This window comes from Leifsonia sp. GW821-FHT13C09, from assembly GCF_058806435.1.
Window position 1 is genome coordinate 248,152 of the sequence record NZ_JBXAPS010000002.1, and the last position, 16,955, is coordinate 265,106.

The 16,955-nt window shown below is 72.5% G+C and carries 17 protein-coding genes; 11 read left to right on the forward strand and 6 right to left on the reverse strand.

Annotation, left to right across the window (positions count from 1 at the left end; all coding sequences use genetic code 11):
• Nucleotides 1–21: 21 nt before the first annotated feature.
• Nucleotides 22–441: an organic hydroperoxide resistance protein gene (locus AC1ROW_RS09270; RefSeq protein ID WP_493018593.1), complete on the reverse strand. Its 420-nt coding sequence runs from the start codon at nt 439–441 to the stop codon at nt 22–24.
• A 102-nt stretch (nt 442–543) separates the two neighbouring features.
• On the opposite strand from AC1ROW_RS09270, the gene AC1ROW_RS09275 reads away from it, so the two are divergent.
• Nucleotides 544–822, forward strand: coding sequence for a hypothetical protein (locus AC1ROW_RS09275; protein ID WP_493018594.1), 279 nt, complete (start codon nt 544–546; stop codon nt 820–822).
• Nucleotides 823–830: 8 nt separating this feature from the next.
• Here AC1ROW_RS09275 and AC1ROW_RS09280 read toward each other — a convergent pair whose 3' ends face one another.
• Together AC1ROW_RS09280 and AC1ROW_RS09285 are read right to left on the reverse strand one after the other, a co-directional pair.
• Nucleotides 831–1,754, reverse strand: coding sequence for an SDR family NAD(P)-dependent oxidoreductase (locus AC1ROW_RS09280; RefSeq protein WP_493018595.1), 924 nt, complete (start codon nt 1,752–1,754; stop codon nt 831–833).
• Between the two features lie 4 nt (nt 1,755–1,758).
• Complete coding sequence (locus AC1ROW_RS09285) at nt 1,759–2,073, reverse strand: chorismate mutase (protein ID WP_493018596.1); 315 nt, start codon at nt 2,071–2,073, stop codon at nt 1,759–1,761.
• Between the two features lie 92 nt (nt 2,074–2,165).
• Between AC1ROW_RS09285 and AC1ROW_RS09290 the strand changes: the two genes are divergently transcribed.
• The 4 genes from AC1ROW_RS09290 (at nt 2,166) to AC1ROW_RS09305 (ending at nt 5,733) form a co-directional block, all read left to right on the forward strand.
• A complete protein-coding gene (locus AC1ROW_RS09290; protein WP_493018597.1) occupies nt 2,166–2,606 on the forward strand; it encodes an SRPBCC family protein in 441 nt (146 codons plus the stop codon).
• Nucleotides 2,603–3,043 carry a MarR family winged helix-turn-helix transcriptional regulator gene (locus AC1ROW_RS09295; protein WP_493018598.1) on the forward strand — a complete coding sequence of 147 codons (441 nt, stop codon included), beginning with the start codon at nt 2,603–2,605 and terminating at the stop codon, nt 3,041–3,043. The genes AC1ROW_RS09290 and AC1ROW_RS09295 overlap by 4 nt, the downstream gene beginning before the upstream one ends.
• 41 nt (nt 3,044–3,084) lie before the next feature.
• Nucleotides 3,085–4,368, forward strand: coding sequence for a GNAT family N-acetyltransferase (locus tag AC1ROW_RS09300; RefSeq protein WP_493018599.1), 1,284 nt, complete (start codon nt 3,085–3,087; stop codon nt 4,366–4,368).
• Between the two features lie 129 nt (nt 4,369–4,497).
• Nucleotides 4,498–5,733, forward strand: coding sequence for a Fic family protein (locus AC1ROW_RS09305; RefSeq protein WP_493018600.1), 1,236 nt, complete (start codon nt 4,498–4,500; stop codon nt 5,731–5,733).
• 9 nt (nt 5,734–5,742) lie between these two features.
• Here AC1ROW_RS09305 and AC1ROW_RS09310 read toward each other — a convergent pair whose 3' ends face one another.
• On the reverse strand, nt 5,743–7,029 hold the full coding sequence (locus AC1ROW_RS09310) for an adenylosuccinate synthase (RefSeq protein WP_493018601.1): 1,287 nt from the start codon (nt 7,027–7,029) through the stop codon (nt 5,743–5,745).
• Between the two features lie 211 nt (nt 7,030–7,240).
• On the opposite strand from AC1ROW_RS09310, the gene AC1ROW_RS09315 reads away from it, so the two are divergent.
• Genes AC1ROW_RS09315 through AC1ROW_RS09335 form a run of 5 tightly spaced genes read left to right on the forward strand, consistent with a single transcriptional unit; the run spans nt 7,241 to nt 11,871 of the window.
• Nucleotides 7,241–7,933, forward strand: a complete 693-nt coding sequence (locus AC1ROW_RS09315; RefSeq protein ID WP_493018602.1) for a TetR/AcrR family transcriptional regulator — start codon at nt 7,241–7,243, stop codon at nt 7,931–7,933.
• The gene (locus tag AC1ROW_RS09320; protein ID WP_493018603.1) at nt 7,930–8,640 is read left to right on the forward strand and encodes a hypothetical protein; all 711 of its coding nucleotides are present in this window, start codon (nt 7,930–7,932) and stop codon (nt 8,638–8,640) included. Before AC1ROW_RS09315 ends, AC1ROW_RS09320 begins: the two co-directional genes overlap by 4 nt.
• 28 nt (nt 8,641–8,668) lie before the next feature.
• Nucleotides 8,669–10,564, forward strand: a complete 1,896-nt coding sequence (locus AC1ROW_RS09325) for a YhgE/Pip family protein (protein ID WP_493018604.1) — start codon at nt 8,669–8,671, stop codon at nt 10,562–10,564.
• Between the two features lie 51 nt (nt 10,565–10,615).
• The gene (locus tag AC1ROW_RS09330; protein ID WP_493018605.1) at nt 10,616–11,461 is read left to right on the forward strand and encodes a metallophosphoesterase family protein; all 846 of its coding nucleotides are present in this window, start codon (nt 10,616–10,618) and stop codon (nt 11,459–11,461) included.
• On the forward strand, nt 11,458–11,871 hold the full coding sequence (locus tag AC1ROW_RS09335; RefSeq protein ID WP_493018606.1) for a DUF3052 family protein: 414 nt from the start codon (nt 11,458–11,460) through the stop codon (nt 11,869–11,871). Before AC1ROW_RS09330 ends, AC1ROW_RS09335 begins: the two co-directional genes overlap by 4 nt.
• A gap of 74 nt (nt 11,872–11,945) precedes the next feature.
• Here the strand turns inward: AC1ROW_RS09335 and AC1ROW_RS09340 are convergent, their stop codons facing one another.
• Nucleotides 11,946–12,611, reverse strand: a complete 666-nt coding sequence (locus AC1ROW_RS09340) for a TrmH family RNA methyltransferase (RefSeq protein ID WP_493018607.1) — start codon at nt 12,609–12,611, stop codon at nt 11,946–11,948.
• Nucleotides 12,612–12,679: 68 nt separating this feature from the next.
• Here AC1ROW_RS09340 and AC1ROW_RS09345 point away from each other — a divergent pair, with 68 nt between their 5' ends.
• The gene (locus tag AC1ROW_RS09345; RefSeq protein ID WP_493018608.1) at nt 12,680–13,480 is read left to right on the forward strand and encodes an HAD-IIA family hydrolase; all 801 of its coding nucleotides are present in this window, start codon (nt 12,680–12,682) and stop codon (nt 13,478–13,480) included.
• Nucleotides 13,481–13,517: 37 nt separating this feature from the next.
• Here the strand turns inward: AC1ROW_RS09345 and AC1ROW_RS09350 are convergent, their stop codons facing one another.
• A complete protein-coding gene (locus AC1ROW_RS09350) occupies nt 13,518–16,907 on the reverse strand; it encodes a septum formation family protein (protein ID WP_493018609.1) in 3,390 nt (1,129 codons plus the stop codon).
• Nucleotides 16,908–16,955 lie beyond the last annotated feature (48 nt).

Here is a 16,955-nt window from a genome sequence, read left to right on the forward strand (position 1 = left end):
CGCGACCCGACCGCGTGCGGGTCAGTCGACCAGCGTCAGCTTGACGGGGATGTTGCCCCGCGTCGCGTTCGAGTACGGGCAGACGTGGTGTGCCTTCTCCATCGTCTCCTCCGCCGTCTCCCGGCCGAGGCGCGGGATGTAGACATCCAGCTCGACCGCCAGACCGTAGCCGCCGTCTCCGTTGGCGCCGATGCCCACGCTCGCCGACACCGCGGCGTCCGAGGTGTCCAGCTTGCCGGCGCGGCCGACCGCGTGGATGGCGCTGAGGAAGCACGCGGCGAAGCCGGCCGCGAAGAGCTGCTCGGGGTTGGTGCCCCCGCCCGAGCCGCCGAGCTCGCGCGGCGGGCGGGTGTCCAGGTCGATCAGGTCGTCCTCGCTGCGGACGTGGCCGTCGCGTCCGCCTCCGGAGGCGTGCGCGATGGCGGTGTAGGCGATGTCCATACGCACAGCCCAGTCGACGGGACTGAGCGTCCGCTGAAAGCGCGTCCAGGATACTGAGATAGGGGGATTCCGGTAGCGTTGCGTCCGATGAGAGTGCACGGCGTGACGCAGACAACCGAGACCCGCGAGCTGACCGCCGAGGCGGACGACGCCGAGACGGCACGCGCTCTCGTCGAGGAGCAGGTGCCCGACGGTTTCGAACTGCTCCAGGTCCACAACGCCATGCCCCGCGGCGGTCGTGTGATCGCGACCGCGATCATCCGGGAGTCCGCGACGCAGCACATCGAGGCCGACGGGCCCGACTACCCGGCCGCCCGCGATGCGCTGCGCGCCAAAGTAGCGGACGGGCAGCGGCTGCTCTCGATCGTCGTCGACGACTGAAGCGCGCGTCAGCGGACGGTGAAGTCCTGCCCCGACGCGGCCTCCAGCAGCGGCCAGAGTCGTGCCCCGGTCCGTGGCGAGCGGGATGACCGCGTGGCCCGCCCGATCGCCGGAGCGCCCTTCGTGAGCCGGCCCGGCCCGAGGTAGCCGTCGGCGGTCAGCGTGGGGTCGAGCACGGCCCGCACCGGAACCCACGCGCCGTGGTCCTTGCCCTGCGTCCAGGCCGCCTGAAGGTTGTCGGCGAACCGCTTGGCGCGGCTGGGCTGGTTGACGCCGCGGACGCCCGGCGTGCGGCCCGAGGTCGAGTAGCCGGGATGGACGACCAGGCTGCTCACCCCGCTCCCCGCAGCACGGAGCCTGCGTTCCAGCTCGAACCCGAAGACCTGCGCGGCGATCTTCGAGCCCGAGTACGCGCGCCACGACGTGTACGACCGCTCCAGCTGGAGGTCGTCCAGCCGGAGCGACCCCAGCCGGCTGGCCAGCGAGCCGAGCGAGACGATCCGGGCGCCCTCGGTGCGCTCGAGAGCGGGCAGCGCGCGGGCGACGAGGCGGAAGTGGCCGAGCACGTTCGTCGCGAGGACCAGCTCGTTGCCGTAATGGTCGGTGCGGCGTTCGCGCGGCGGGTGCACTATCCCCGCGTTGAGCACGAGGGCGTCCACGCGTTCGCGTTCCAAGATGGCGTCGGCGAGGGCGTCGACCGATCCGCGGTCCGTGACGTCGAGCGGCGTGGCCTCCACCCGGGCGCCGCGCACGCGCCTGCGGATCGCCGCGACGGCGGCCTCCGCGCGCTCGGGGTCCCGGCAGGCGAGCACCACGTGCGCGCCCGCGCGGGCGAGCTGCTCGCCGGTGAAGTAGCCGACACCCGCGTTGCCGCCGGTGATGACGACCGTCCGGCCGTGGGCGTCGGGGAGCTCCGCGGGATCCCAGGCCACCGTCCTAGCGGCCGTTCTCGGAGGCGATGCGCTCGTGGTGGTGGATGACCTCCGCCACGATGAAGTTGAGGAATTTCTCCGCGAACGCGGGGTCGAGGTGGCTCTCCTCCGCGAGCACCCGCAGGCGCTGGATCTGCTCGCGCTCGCGCTCAGGATCGGCGGGCGGGAGCCCGTGCTCGGCCTTCAACGCCCCGACCTGCTGAGTGAACTTGAACCGCTCGGCGAGCATGTGGATGACGGCCGCGTCGATGTTGTCGATGCTCTGCCGGATGCTCTTCAGGCGCTCCAGCGCCTGCACGGTCGACTCGTTCTCAGCCATGCTCCGACCCTACCGGGCGGGAGGGTTGCGCGGACGATGATGACGATTTAGTCTATGCATAGATTATCTACGCACAGAGAAAGGATCGCATCATGTGGACCACAGAGGAGATCGGCGTCACCACACTGCCCCGCGAGCGGGTCTGGGAGGCCGTCCGCGACCTCCATACCGGGGAGCTGACCTACGACGGCGCCGACCGGTTCGAGCTGCACGGGCCGTTCGCGGTCGGCACCGAGCTGACCGTGACGCCCGTCGGCCAAGAACCCATCCGCTCCCGGATCGACGTGCTGGAGGCGGGCCGTGCGTACTCCGACGTGACCGAGTTCGGCGACGTGCGGCTGTCCTTCCGCTACGACCTGGACGACGATCCGGCGGGCACTCGGGTGCGGTATTCGCTCACCATCGACGGCGCGGGAGCGGCCGAGGCCGGCCCAGAGCTCGGCCCGCAGATCAGCGCCGACTTCCCCGAATCGCTCGCCGCCCTCCTGGCCGAGGCGGAGCGCAGGGCGCAGCAGAGCAGACTGGACGCATGACGGACTTCCCCGAGGGACCGGCGACCAGCCCCGGCTTCCTGCTCTGGCACGCAACCCTCCGCTGGCAGCGCGCGATGGTGGAGGCACTCCGGCCCCACGAGCTCACGCACGCGCAGTTCGTGCTGCTGGCCTCCGCCTGGTGGCTGAACGGGCAGTCCGAGAGCCCGAGCCAGGCCCGGCTGTCCGAGCAGACCGGGTCGGACCCGCGGATGACGTCGGAGGTGGTGCGGCGGCTGGTGGCGAAAGGGCTGCTGGAGCGGACGCCGGACCCGGCCGACAGCCGTGCGAAGGTGCTTCGCGTGACGGCGGCGGGCGCCGCGGCGGCCGAGGCGGCCATCCAGTCGGTCGAGGCGGCGGACGCGGCCTTCTTCGCGGCGGCGCAGGCCGCGGCCCCGGGTGCACTGCTGCCGGCGCTCCACGCGATGGCGGGGCGCTGACGGCCCTGTTTCCCCTCACAGCGCCCCGATACGGTGGAGCAATGACCCAGACGCACCTCACCGCACCCCTGGACGAGCGCTCGACGACCGACCTGGCGGGGGCGGGCCTCCGGCTCGCCCTGGTCGACCCGGCGGACACCGCCGCCCTCGACGCGTGGATCGTCGCGGACTTCCGTGGCTTTCACGGACGCCGCCCCAGCGAGGAGGTCCTGGAGGAGGCCAGGGGGAACTTCGGCGGGCGGCGCACGACCGCCGTCTACGACGAGGGCGTGAGCACGCCGGTCGGCACGGTCAACTCGTGGGTCGCCCCGCTCACCGTCCCGGGCGGCGGCAGCCTGGACTCCTGGGCGATCAGCTCGGTCACGGTCGCGCCGACGCACCGCCGCCGCGGCGTCGCGACCGCGCTGCTCGGGGCGGAGCTGCGCACCGCGCACGCGCTCGGCGTGCCCGCGGCCATTCTCACCGTCTCGGAGTCCACGATTTACGGCCGCTGGGGCTTCGGGCCCGCGACCTTCGCGACCGGCTGGAGCGTCGACGCCAAGCGGGTCCGCTGGAACGGCGCCCCGACCCCGGGCCGGCTGGCGTTCACGACGCCCGACGAGTACCGCGAGACCGGTCGCGCCGTCCTCGCCGAGGCCATGGCCTCCCGGCACGGCGAGATCGGCCTCGAACCGTACCTCGCCGACCGGCTCCTCGGCCCGCTGAAGGGCGACGACGACGCGGCCCGCTACCTCCTGGTGCGCTACGACTCCCCGGAGGGACGGCCGGAGGGCTTCGTCAGCTACGTGGTCCGCGGGGGTGAGGAGGACTTCTCCCGTCACGTCGTGGAGGTGAACTACCTCGCGGCCGCGACCGACGCCGCGCTGACCGCGCTCTGGCGCTACCTTCTGGAACTGGACCTCGTCGCCGAGGTGAAGGCCTGGACGCGCGGCGTGGACGAGCCGGTGCAGCTGCTCGTGCAGGACATCCGCGGCGCCCGCATCACCAGCGTCCAGGACCATCTCTGGGTGCGGATCCTCGACGTCCCGGCCACGCTCGCTGCCCGTCGCTACGAGAGCGACGGGGACCTCGTCCTGGAGGTGACCGATGCTCTCGGCTTCGCCGACGGGCGTTACCGGCTGATCGTGGAGGACGGCGAGGCGCGCGTGGAGTCGAGCACGGACCTTCCGGACGTCACCCTGGCGGTCGAGGCACTCGGCAGCGTCTACCTCGGCCACGACCTGGCCCGCGGGCTGGCGCTGGCTGGACGGATCACGGGCGACGCGGAGGCGCTGGACCGGCTGTTCCGAACGGCGGTGCCGCCGCGGCTCAGCACGTGGTTCTAGTTGAGGGAGCCGGAATAGTGGAAGAGTTATTCCGGCTTAGGGGGTGAAAACCGGAATAACTACTGGCTTATTCCGGGTTGTGGTGCTTAACTCGGAATAGGACAAGTGCTATTCCGGGTTGAGGGCTACATGAGCGACGCGAACGACTGGGTTCCCCACGGGGTCGAGACCGTGCCCTGGCGGAGCCGGAGCGGGCGTGGCTCACGCGCCGACCGCACCCTCACCTCCGTCGAGGCGACCATCCCGCCGTTCATCGCCGACCGGGTGTACGTCGGCGACCCGTCCGTGCAGGTCGCCCAGGAGTCGGCCATCCGCGCCCTCGCCGCGCTCGACGCCGACACCGGCCCGGGAGCCGGTGCGATCTCCGCGTTCCTGATCCGCACCGAGTCGATCGCCTCCTCCAAGATCGAGCACATCGAGGCCACCCCGGAGGACTTCGCCCGCGCGCTCGTCGGCGTCCGCGCGAATACGAGCGCCACCGCCATGGTCTCCGCGTCGCGCGCCATCATGCGGATGGTCGACGATGCCGGGACCACGGGCCGGATCACTCTCGAGTCGATGCTCATGGCGCACCGGACGCTCCTCGCCGACGATCCGGGCGATGCGCCGTACGCCGGCCGGGTCCGCGACCTGCAGAACTGGATCGGCGGCAGCGACTTCTCGCCCATCGACGCCGACCACGTGCCGCCCGCACCCGAGCGCGTCCTCCCGCTCCTCCACGACCTCGTCGCCTTCGCCAACCGCGACGACATCCCGGTGATCGCGCAGGCTGCGATCGCGCACGCGCAGTTCGAGTCGATCCACCCGTTCGCCGACGGCAACGGGCGGATCGGCCGCGCGCTGATCGGCGCGATCTTCCGGCGGCGGGGGATGACCTCCGTCACGACGCCGCCGGTCGCCTCCGCTCTCGCCGCCGACCAGGACGGCTACTTCGACCTCCTGACCGCGTACCGCCGCGGCGTGGCGACGCCGATCGTCCGCGAGCTGGCCGACGCCACGAGGATCGCGGCGGAGGAGGCACTGGAGTCCGTGCGCGTCATCCGCGCGCTGCCCGACGAGTGGAGGGCGACGCTGGCTCCCCGCCCCGGAAGTGCCCTCGCGGCGATCGTCGACGGCCTGCTCGACGCCCCGGTGTTCGACGCCGAGTCGGTCGAGGACCGGATCGGGCGTTCGACGTCCGCGACCTACGAGGCGCTGGAGCGGGTGGAGGACGCGGGGATCACCCTCCGCATCACGAACCGCCAGCGGAACCGCGTCTGGGCCGTCACCACGATCATCGACGAGCTGGGGTCGCTCGACTGGCGGATCGCCGCCCGGTCACGCCGGCGCGGCGATCCGGAGCTCCAGGCGCTGCTCGGCGCTTGACCGGGCTCCTCAGTCGACCAGGTCGTGGCGCACGACGATCTCGTCGCGGGCCGGGCCCACGCCGATGGCGGAGATGCGGGCGCCGGAGATGGCCTCCAGCGCGAGCACGTAGTCCTGCGCGTTCTTCGGGAGGTCCTCGAACGTGCGGGCGCCGCTGATGTCCTCGGTCCAGCCGGGGAACTCTTCGTAGATCGGCACAGCGTGGTGGAAGTCGGTCTGCGACGACGGCACCTCGTCGTGGCGCACGCCGTCCACGTCGTAGGCGACGCAGACCGGGATGCGCTCGATGCCGGTGAGGGTGTCCAGCTTCGTGAGCACGAAGTCCGTGACGCCGTTGATGCGGGCGGTGTAGCGGGCGACCGGGGCGTCGTACCAGCCGGTGCGGCGCGGGCGGCCGGTCGTGGTGCCGAACTCGAAGCCGCGCTCGCGGAGGAACTCGCCCCACTCATCGAACAGCTCGGTCGGGAACGGGCCGGCGCCGACACGCGTCGTGTACGCCTTCACGATGCCGATCACGCGGTCGATGCGGTTGGGGCCGATGCCCGAACCGGTCGCCGCGCCGCCCGCCGTCGAGCTGGAGGAGGTCACGAACGGGTAGGTGCCGTGGTCGACATCCAGCATGGTGGCCTGGCCGCCCTCGAACAGCACGTACTTGCCGTCCACCAGCGCCTCGTGCAGCAGCAGAGAGGAGTCGACCACCATCGGCCGCAGCCGCTCGGCGTAGCTCAACAGTTCCTCGACGACCTCGTCCACCCCGATTGCGCGGCGGTTGTACACCTTGACCAGCAGGTGGTTCTTCTGGTCGAGGGCGCCCTCCACCTTCTGCCGCAGGATGTTCTCGTCGAAGAGGTCCTGGATGCGGATGCCGACCCGGTTGATCTTGTCGGCGTAGGTCGGGCCGATGCCGCGGCCGGTGGTGCCGATCTGGCGCTTGCCGAGGAAGCGCTCGGTCACCTTGTCGATGGTGCGGTGGTACTGCGTGATCACGTGCGCGTTGGAGCTGACCTTGAGGCGGGACACGTCGACGCCGCGTGCGATGAGCCCGTCGAGCTCCTGGAACAGCACCTCGAGGTCCACGACGACGCCGTTGGCGATGACCGGCGTGACGCCCTCGGTCAGGATGCCGGACGGCAGCAGGTGCAGCGCGTACTTCTCATCGCCGACGACGACCGTATGGCCGGCGTTGTTGCCGCCGTTGAACTTGACGACGTAGTCGATGCGGCTGCCGAGCAGGTCGGTGGCTTTGCCTTTGCCTTCGTCGCCCCACTGGGCGCCGATGATCACTATCGCGGGCACGTTTCGTCCTCTCGAATGTCGGGAGTGCGTCGGCGCCTCGCGGACGACCGTCGCACTCGATCCTATCGCGCCGGGTTCGACGCCCCCCGCCGGGTCGAATTCGGCACGAATGTCGAGTATCGCGAGCGCAAAGTCGAGATTCGGCACGAATGTCCGCGCGAAGCGGTTGCTTAACTTGCACATGTGTGTGCAAGTTGCGTATCATGGTCGTATGCCCACCACCTCCTCGCCCCGCTCCACCGCGCCCTCGCGCGCACCCCGGCGCGACGCGACCGCGAACCGGGAAGCCCTCCTGGTCGCCGCCGCCGCCGCGCTCAACGAGGACATCGACGCCTCCCTCGAGGCCATCGCCGCCCGCGCGGGCCTCAGCCGGCGCTCGGTCTACGGCCACTTCGCCAACCGCGACGAACTGCTGATCGACGTGTTCACGCGCGGCGCCGCCCGCTTGGCCGCGCTGCTCGACCCGGTGTCGCACCCCGACGCCCGCGTCGAGATCGCGCTGTTCGGCGCGACGCTCTGGGCCGAGGTCGAGCACATCCGGGTCTCCGCCGCTCTCGCCGTGCGCGGGCCGCACCGCGAACTCGTCGGCTCCGCGCTCGACCCGGCGCGCGAGCGGCTGCGCGACACGGTCGGCCGCGGGATGGCGGAGGGCACGATCCGCACCGACCTGGACCGGGAGACGGTCACGCGGCTCATCGAGCACGCGGCCGTGTCCGTGCTGGACGAGGCCACGCGGGCGAAGCTCTCCGACCGCGACGGGCACCGGCTGGTCATCCTGGCCGCGCTCTCCGCCGCGGGGATGGGCTGGCAGGAGGCCGGCGATCTGCTCGCCGACACTCCCGAACTCGCGTTCGACGCGGTGCAGGGCTCTGCTCACCCCACCGCGGAGGCGACCGCCCGATGAAGGTCACCCTCGACTCCGTCGCGAAGGGCCCGCGCGACGCCGCCCTCCCCGCGACCTCCGTCTCCTTCGAGACCGGCCAGGCCGCGCTCTCCCGCGCCGAGACCGAGCAGCGGCCGACCGTGCTCGGACTGATCGCGTCCGGGCGGATGCGGCCGGACACCGGGACGGTCAGCATCGACGGCCGCACCGACTTCGGGGCCATGCGCCGGCGGATCGCGCTGGTGGACGCCCCGGACGTCTGCGAGCCGGCGCCCGATGTGACCGTGGCCGGCATCGTCGCCGAGGAGCTGATGTTCGCCGGCCTCGCGTCCCACCCGCTCGCGGTGCGCCGCCGGCTCGCCGAGCTGGGCGCCGCCGAGTACGCGCGCTACGCGATCGGGACCGTCCCGCCGACGGTGCGCATCCGCCTTCTCACCGAGCTGGCCCTCCTGCGGGCGGGCGTGGAGGGCGTCGTGATCGTCTCCCCCGACCGGCACGGCGGCGACCCCGTGGAGTGGTGGCGGTTCGCGCGCGAACTCGCCGCGCGCGGCATCGCCGTTCTCGTCGTCGCCGGCGACGCCTCCGCCGCGGCGATCGCGGCCTCCGCGCTCGTGTCGCGGCAGTTCCCCGCGGAGGACGACGCCTTCGCATTCCAGACCTACGAAGAAGACCCGGGACGGGACGGGACGACACCGACGATCGGTTCCATCCGGAATCGGGCGACCTGATCGTGGCCGAGCAGTCCGTGGAGAATTCATGAAGATCCCGCAGATGATCGCGGCGGAGTTCCGCCGCCTGACCGCCAGCCCGATGTCCATCGTGGCGCTCATCGCGCTGATGTGCGTCCCGGTGCTCTACGGCGGCCTCTACCTCTGGGCCAACCAGAACCCGTACGCGAACCTCGACCGCATCCCTGCGGCGATCGTCGTGGACGACACCGGCACGACCGTCGACGGCAAGTCCGTGAATTACGGAAGCCAGGTCGCCGACCAGCTCATCAAAGACGGCTCCTTCCAGTGGCACCGGGTCGCCTCGGGCTCCGCCGCGTCCGGCGTGGACGACTCGAAGTACGACTTCAGCATCACCTTCCCGTCCGACTTCTCCGCGGCGCTCGCGTCGGCGTCCGGCACGTCGCCGCAGCGCGCGATCGTCACCCTGACGACCAACGACACCAACAGCTATCTCGCGTCGACCATCGGGACGCAGGCGGCCGAGAAGATTCGCACCTCCATCGTCAAGCAGGTGAACGAGGAGGCCGCCCAGCGATTCCTGCTCGGCCTCGCCGACATCCGCTCCAGCCTGGTGAACGCCGAGGGCGGCGCCGCCCAGCTCGTCGACGGCAGCGCCACGGCGCAGAGCGGGGCCGTCCAGCTCGCGGACGGGACCGCGCAGCTCGCGAGCGGGTCGCAGACCCTCGCGAGCAAGCTCGGCGACCTGTCCTCCGGTGCGGCGCAGGTGCGCGACGGCGCCGCCCAGGTCAGCGCGGGCGCCGCCCGGGTCGCGGCCGGGAACGACCAGCTCGCGGCCAAGGCCGCCCAGGCCGCTCAGGCCTCGGCGCAGCTCGCGGTCCAGGCGCCCGCCGCCGGGCAGCAGCTCATCGCGCAGCTGCAGGCGTCGCACGTCGACCCGGCCGTGATCGCGCAGGTGGAGGCCGGGCTCAGCGGCATCGACCAGAAGGTGCAGGCGGGCAACACGCAGATCCAGTCCGCCGTCGGCCAGGTGAACCAGCTCGCCGCGGGCTCCGACCAGGTCGCCGCGGGAGCGGCGCAAGTGTCGTCCGGGGCGTCTCAGGTCGCCAACGGGGCGTCTCAGGCGCAGGCCGGCGCCGCCCAGCTCGCGAGCGGAGCCGCCTCGGCAGCGTCCGGCTCGGCGCAGCTCCGCGACGGACTGACCACGCTGCACGACGGGACGACGAAGCTCCACGACGGCCTCGCGAAGGGCGTCGCGCAGATCCCGGACAACTCGCCCGCCCTCCAGAAGAAGCAGGCGTCCACGATCGCCGACCCGGTGAACCTGAAGAACGACTCCGTCACCTCGGCCGGCACGTACGGTGCGGGCCTGGCGCCGTTCTTCGTGGCGCTGGCCGGCTGGATCGGCATCTACGCGCTGTTCCTCATCGTCAAGCCGGTGTCCCGGCGGGCGATCACCGCCCTCCACTCGCCGGTGAAGATCACGCTGGCCGGCTGGCTGACGCCGGGTCTCCTCGGTGCGGTCCAGATGATCGGGCTGTTCGCGATCGTCTCGGGAGCGCTCGGCTTCGGCATCCATAACCCGCTCGGCATGTTCGGGATGATGGCGCTCGCGTCGGTGACGTTCGCTGCGATCATCCTCGCGCTCAACGTCTGGCTGGGGAGCGTGGGGCAGTTCCTCGGGCTGGTGCTCATGGTGCTGCAATTGGTCACCGCGGGAGGCACGTTCCCGTGGCAGACGCTGCCCGGGCCGCTCGCAGGGTTGCACCACGTGCTCCCGATGTCGTATGCCGTCGACGGCATCCGCCAGCTCATGTACGGCGGCAACCCCGCGACGGCGTGGGCGGACGCGGGCGTGCTCGCCGTGTGGCTGCTGATCGCACTGCTGGTGTCGGCGATCGGGGTGACCCGGATGACGCACTTCCGGACGCTCCGCGACCTGCGGCCGTCGCTGATCGGCTGAGCCGCGGCGTTCCCGCGCTGGCCGTCGGACCGTGGCACTAGGGTGGGCGGCGTGACCGACCGACTTCGGATCCTGCACCTCAGTGACACGCACCTCTACGGCGACGGCCGCCTCCACTACGGGCTGGTCGACACCCTCGCGGCGCTCGACCGGGTGCTTCTGCGCGCCGGCGAGCTGGAGGCGGTGGATCTCGTGGTGGCGTCGGGCGACCTGTCCGACGACGGGAGCCCGGCGTCGTACCGGCTGCTGTGGGAACGCCTGGAGCCGTGGGCGGCGGAGCGCGGGGCGGTCGTCGTGTACGCGATGGGCAACCACGACCTCCCTGACGGCTTCGAGGAGGTGCTCGGGGAGCGGGAGCGCGTCGTGGCGGTGGGCGGGTTCCGGGTCGTGACCGTCGACACGACGGTCGCGCGGGCCGGGTACGGCCGGCTCGACGACGCGCGGCTGGAGCGGCTCCGGGAGGCGCTGGCCGCTCCCAGCGCGAACGGGACGGTGGTGGTGCTGCACCATCCGCCGGTCGCTCCGACGACGGGACTGTTCGAGACCCTGCGCTTGATCGACCCCGCTCCGCTGCTGGAGGTGTGCTCGGAGGGGGACGTGCGGCTGATCCTGGCCGGCCACTACCATCACGCGCTCGTCACTTCGGCGGGCGCGCGAGAGATCCCGGTCGTGGTGGCGCCGGCCGTCGCCAACACGACGGACGTCCTCTGGCCGCCGCCGCGGGAGCGCGCAGAGCGCGGCGCCGGGTTCGCGGTGGTGGAGCTGTCGGCGGAGGGGACGGTGCGTACGCACGTCGTGCGCGCCCCCGCGGCCGACGACGGCGAGACGGTCTACGACCTCGACGCGGACGCGATCGCGCGCATCGCGGCGAACTCCGGCTGGCAGGGCGCCCGATGAGCGGCGCGGGCTACTCGGGCACGCCGCTCTGGAAGAAGCTGGGCCTCAAGCCCGGAATGCGCGCTCAGCTCCTGCATGCCGACCGCGGTTGGGCGGTCCCGGTGGAGGACGGCCCAGCGGACGTCGAGTGGCTCGCGCCCGCCTCGACCGAGCCGGCCGGGCTCATCGTCGCGTTCTACCGGGAGGCGGCCGACTACGTCGCCGAGCTGGACGCTCTGGCCCCGCGCATCCACCCGGCCGGGATGATCTGGGCGGCCTGGCCCCGGAAAGCCGCCGGCCACGTCAGCGACATCGACGAGAACCTCATCCGCGACACCGCGCTCGCCCGCGGCCTCGTCGACGTCAAAGTAGCCGCCCTCTCCGCCGACTGGTCCGCCCTCAAACTCGTCATCCGCCGCACCAACCGCTGACCCGAGCACCCGCCGAGTACGCGAAAAGTCTGCGTACTCGACCGTTTCGGGCTGATTTTGGGCGTACTCGGCTGTTACTGCGCGAAGGGGACGTGCTGGAGGATCCAGGCGTGCATGGCGACGGCGGCGGCGGCCGAGGCGTTGATGGAGCGGGTGGAGCCGAACTGGGAGATCTCGACGACCACGGCGGCGGCCTCCAGGGCGGCAGCCGAAAGGCCCGGGCCCTCCTGGCCGAACAGCAGCACGCACTCGCGCGGCATCCGGTAGGTCTCGATCAGCACCGACCCCGGCACGTTGTCGACCGCCACGATCGGGACCCCGGCCTCCCGCGCCCAGGCGACGAAAGCCTCCACGTCGTCGTGGTGGACGACGTGCTGGTATCGGTCGGTGACCATCGCCCCGCGCTTGTTCCAGCGCCGCCGGCCGATGATGTGCACGGTGTCCGCCGCGAACGCGTTCGCGCTGCGCACGATGGAGCCGATGTTCATGTCGTGCTGCCAGTTCTCGATCGCCACGTGGAACGGGTGGCGGCGCCGGTCCAAGTCGGCGACCACGGCCTCCATCCGCCAGTACCGGTAGCGGTCGATGACGTTGCGGGTGTCGCCGTGCCGCAGCAGCTCGGGGTCGTAGCGCTCGTCGTCCGGCCAGGCGCCCGGCCACGGGCCGACACCGTGAGTGGTCAGCTCGGCGGACGGCGGCAACTCGCCGGGAGGCTCGCTCGGCGGACGGTTCTCACTCACCGACCCAGCGTAGCCGGGGCCGTCGCAATAAGCTGGTGCCGTCACTTCATCATCGGAAGGGGTCCTGCGTGACGCGACGCGACGAGATCGAATGCTGGCTGACCGACATGGACGGCGTCCTCGTCCACGAGAACTCCGCGCTCCCGGGCGCCTCCGAGCTGATCCAGCAGTGGCGCGACCAGGGCACGCCCTTCCTGGTGCTCACCAACAACTCGATCTACACCCCGCGCGACCTCGCGGCCCGGCTGCGCGCCTCCGGTCTCGACGTTCCCGAGGAGTCCATCTGGACCTCCGCGCTGGCGACGGCCGACTTCCTGAAGTCGCAGAAGCCGGGAGGCAGCGCGTACGTCATCGGCGAGGCCGGCCTGACGACCGCGCTGCACGAGGCGGGCTTCATCATGACCGACACCAACCCGGACTACGTCGTCGTCGGTGAGACCCGCAGCTACTCGTTCGACGCCATCACGAAAGCCGTCCGGCTGATCGGCGCCGGCGCACGGTTCATCGCGACGAACCCGGACGCCACCGGGCCGAGCGCCGAAGGTCCGCTTCCCGCGACGGGCGCCGTCACGGCGATGATCACCAAGGCGACCGGCGGAATGGAGCCGTACGTGGTGGGCAAGCCCAACCCGATGATGTTCCGCTCCGCGCTCAACCGCATCGGGGCGCACTCCGAGAACACCGCGATGATCGGCGACCGGATGGACACCGACGTCGTCGCGGGCATCGAGGCCGGCCTCCACACGATCCTGGTGCTGACCGGGATCAGCGACCAGGCCGAGATCGACCGCTACCCGTTCCGCCCGGACGAGATCCTGTCCGGCGTGAAGGAGCTGGTGGAGACGGGGCCGGTCGAGTCAGACCTCTGAGGCGCGGCGCGGGTCGTGCGCTCGGTGAGCGCGCCCGTCAGCCGTTCGGTCCCGGCCCCGCCACCGAGGACGTCAGCGGCTCGCCGCCGGAACGGTTCGCGAAGCAGTAGTACGAGCGCTGCCCGCTCTTCCACTGATCCTCGGTCGCCGGGAAAGCGCCCTGCACCTGGAGGTCGGGGTAGGCGGCAGCGGCGCTCAGGTTGATCACGCCGGACGCGGTGCACAGCGTGTTGATCTGCTGGGCGAGCGCGTCGGCGCCCGGATACGGGGCGGCCGGGTCGGCGGAGACGAGGTTCGTGTACACGAGCTGCGCCGCGTGCGGCGCCGCGCAGTCCACGACGGTGAACGTCTCGGCCCAGGGGCCCGTGAACGGCTGGATGCACTCGCCGCCGCCGAGCGTGTCCCAGGCGTGCGTCCCCGGCCCGACGGCCGCTGCGGGCTTCGGGCTGACCGTGGGGGTCGGCGTCGGGGTGGGGGTCGGGGTCGCCGACGGCGTCGCGGACGACGAGGCCTTGGGGGCGGGCGCGGAGGCGCCGAACAGGGACGGGAGGCGCGTGCCGAGCGCGAACAGGCCGACCAGGACGAGGACGACCGCGAGGGCGCCGAGGACCAGGAACAGGCGGCGGTCGATGGGAGTCTGAGGGCCGGACGGCGACGCCGGGGGTGCGGGTGGGGTCGTGGGGGGTGGGGTCGTGGGGGGTGCGGCGGTGCTCGAGATACCAGGCGCGCCGGGGGTGCCGGAGGTGCCCGGTGTGCCGGGCGCGGCCCAGGTCGCGGGGGTGGATGCGGCTGGCGCGGCTTCGGCGGAGGGGGCCCCACCGGCAGGCGCTGAACCCGCGGGAGCGGTACCGGCGGCGCCGGGCGCGGCAGCTGCCGGGGCGGCCTCGCCGGCTGCCGCGGCTGCGGCAGCACCAGCAGCAGCGGCAGCGGCGGCAGCGGCGGCACCAGCAGCACCAGCACCACCAACAGCGGCACCGTCGGTCTCAGCACCTTCGGCGCCCGTCGCGGTGGTTACATCCCGCGGCGGCGTCGTATCGCGGGCTGCTGCGGCGGCGTCGAACGCGACGGTCGGCGTGTCCAAGGCGTCGAAGGCCGCAGTCGGCGTCAAGAGATCGTCGAATCCGACGGTCTCCGAGGCGATCTGCGGGCCCTCCAGCCCGGCCGACGGCTCATCGAAGGCGTAACCGGTGGCGTCCGGATGGCCGGGGTGGCCGTGTTCAGAGGATGCTTCGTGCCGCGGCAAGGCATCGGTCTCCGGCTGGGCCGCCTCTTCCTGCTCTGCCGCGAGCTGGGGGAAGAGGATGGCGTCCATCCCGAGGGCGGACGCAGGGAGCATGGCGTCGCCGCCGGGCGCCGCCGCGTGGCCGACCGGCTCGACGGGTGACGCAGGCTCGACAGGCTCGACGGGCGGGGACGACTCGAGCCCGGCCGGTCCACTGGGCGGCACGGGCGTCCCCGGCGCGTTGACCGGGAGGGAGGCACTGTCGGTGTCCTCGCCGGCGGCGCCGTGGGCTGGCTCGTCGTCCAGACCGAAGTCGCCGAAGAGGGCGGCGATCCCGTCGGGCTCCTCGTCGTCAGGCCCGTGTCCGGCGTCGGCGGCCTCAACGGGCGCGGGACCGCTGGGGGTGCCCTCCGGCGTCGAATCGGCGGCGGGAGCGAAGCTGTCCGGAACGGCAGCCGACGCCGCGGCGAGCGCCTCCGCGTCGAAGGGGCTGGTCGCGGGCGACGGCGGCGCACCGAGCATCGCCTCGGTCTGAGCGGCTCCGCCGTACGCGGGCGTCTCGTCCGGCTCGACGTGGCGAGGTGGTGTCGGCGCGACGTCGAAGGCTTCGCTCGTGCCGCCGGCCGCCGCCCAGGCGCGCGCCTGCGCCTCGGCCTCGGCACGCGCGGCCGCCGCCTGCTCCTCGCGCTGGGCGGCCTCCGCCTGCGCCTGCGCGTCGGCGCGCGCCTGTTCCTCGGCCCGCGCACGCTCGGCAGCCTCAGCCTGCGCCTGCGCGTCCACGCGGGCCTGTTCCTCGGCCCGCGCACGCTCGGCAGCCTCAGCCTGCGCCTGCGCATCCACGCGGGCCTGTTCCTCACCCCGCGCACGCTCGGCAGCCTCCGCCTGCGCCTGCGCGTCCACGCGCGCCTGTTCCTCACCCCGCGCACGCTCGGCAGCCTCCGCCTGCGCCTGCGCGTCCACGCGGGCCTGCTCGTCGACCTGCGCACGCTCGGCGGCCTCCGACTGGGCCTTGGCCTCTGCTTCGGCCTGCAGCGCGTCTTTGCGAGACATCGCGGCCGGCGGGATCGGGATGATTCCGGTGGTGTCTCCGAGGAGGGGACGGGGAGCCGGCCGCTCCTCCTCGAACATCCCGAGGAGCGCCGCCAGCCCGTGGCCCTCGATGGGGCCCGTCGGGGCGGGCTCGGTGGCCGCGGGCTCGGACGCCGCGGGTTCGGTGGCCGTGGGTTCGGACGCCGCGGGCTCGAATGCCCCGGGTTCGGTCACTGGCGGCTGGAACGCTGGAGGCTCCGCCGCTGGCGGCTCGGACTGGGCAGGTTCGGTCAGCCGAGGCTTGGGCGCTGCAGGTTGCGGCGCGAGGGGCTCCGCCGCTGCAGCCCCCGTCGCGGTGGGCTCGGAGACCGCGCGCTCACCCGAGGTGGGCTCGAATGCCGCTGGTTCAGTCACCGGCGGCTGGAAAAGTGCGGGCTCTGGCGCGGAGGGCTCGAGCGTTCCAGCCTCCGGCGCAGTCGGCTCGAACGCTGCAGGCCCCGGCGCAGTCACTTCGAACGCTGCAGACCCCGGCGCTGAGGGCTCGGACGCTGCAGGCTCTGGCGCTGCCGGCTCAGGGGCGGTGAAGCCGGGAACCGCCTGATCCGGCGTGGTCGGCTCCAGCACCTCGTCGGGACCGGAGAAGCGGTCGCCGACCTCCGGAGGCTGCGGCAGGCGAAGCGCGGCCACGAAACCGGTCGGCTCGAACGGTTGCGTCGGGGGTGCGGCGGCGGTCGGAGTCGACTCGGTCGCGGGCGAAGAATTCGGGGCAGCCTGGGTCGGCGGCTCACTCCCGGACTCCGGCATGGCCGGAGGGAGCGGGGTCGGGTTCGAGGGTGTCGGCTCGACGAAGTTGGATCGGCGCACGGGAGGGGCGTCGGACTCGCCAGTCGTGTCGTCCTCGAGGTCGCCGAACGGGAGCCGGGATTCGGACGCCGGGCTTTCGCTGGGCGTCAGGTTCCAGACGAAGCCGGGCGCGGTCGGGGCGATCGACGCAGCGTCCACCGGGCCGTCGACGTTCTCGCCGCCCGAGGGTTCGCCCGCGTCCGGTTCGCGGAGCAGTTCCTCGAACGCGGACGGGGCCGTGGGGGCCGATGGGACCGGCGCAACCGGCTCGCCCGGGGTGAAGGCGGCCGTGGGCGCAGCAGGCTCCACGGGCTCAACACCCTCCTCAGGCACCTCCGGCTCCCGAGCCCCAGCCCGCGTACCATCCGGAGACCCCGCTCC

What these genes read in the sequence shown, in the direction of transcription:
- AC1ROW_RS09270 (WP_493018593.1), bottom strand. Translation starts at nt 441, where the DNA reads ATGGACATCGCCTACACCGCCATCGCGCACGCCTCCGGAGGCGGACGC.
- AC1ROW_RS09285 (WP_493018596.1), bottom strand. Translation starts at nt 2,073, where the DNA reads ATGGCTGAGAACGAGTCGACCGTGCAGGCGCTGGAGCGCCTGAAGAGC.
- AC1ROW_RS09290 (WP_493018597.1), top strand. Translation starts at nt 2,166, where the DNA reads ATGTGGACCACAGAGGAGATCGGCGTCACCACACTGCCCCGCGAGCGG.
- AC1ROW_RS09295 (WP_493018598.1), top strand. Translation starts at nt 2,603, where the DNA reads ATGACGGACTTCCCCGAGGGACCGGCGACCAGCCCCGGCTTCCTGCTC.
- AC1ROW_RS09300 (WP_493018599.1), top strand. Translation starts at nt 3,085, where the DNA reads ATGACCCAGACGCACCTCACCGCACCCCTGGACGAGCGCTCGACGACC.
- AC1ROW_RS09305 (WP_493018600.1), top strand. Translation starts at nt 4,498, where the DNA reads ATGAGCGACGCGAACGACTGGGTTCCCCACGGGGTCGAGACCGTGCCC.
- AC1ROW_RS09315 (WP_493018602.1), top strand. Translation starts at nt 7,241, where the DNA reads ATGCCCACCACCTCCTCGCCCCGCTCCACCGCGCCCTCGCGCGCACCC.
- AC1ROW_RS09320 (WP_493018603.1), top strand. Translation starts at nt 7,930, where the DNA reads ATGAAGGTCACCCTCGACTCCGTCGCGAAGGGCCCGCGCGACGCCGCC.
- AC1ROW_RS09325 (WP_493018604.1), top strand. Translation starts at nt 8,669, where the DNA reads ATGAAGATCCCGCAGATGATCGCGGCGGAGTTCCGCCGCCTGACCGCC.
- AC1ROW_RS09335 (WP_493018606.1), top strand. Translation starts at nt 11,458, where the DNA reads ATGAGCGGCGCGGGCTACTCGGGCACGCCGCTCTGGAAGAAGCTGGGC.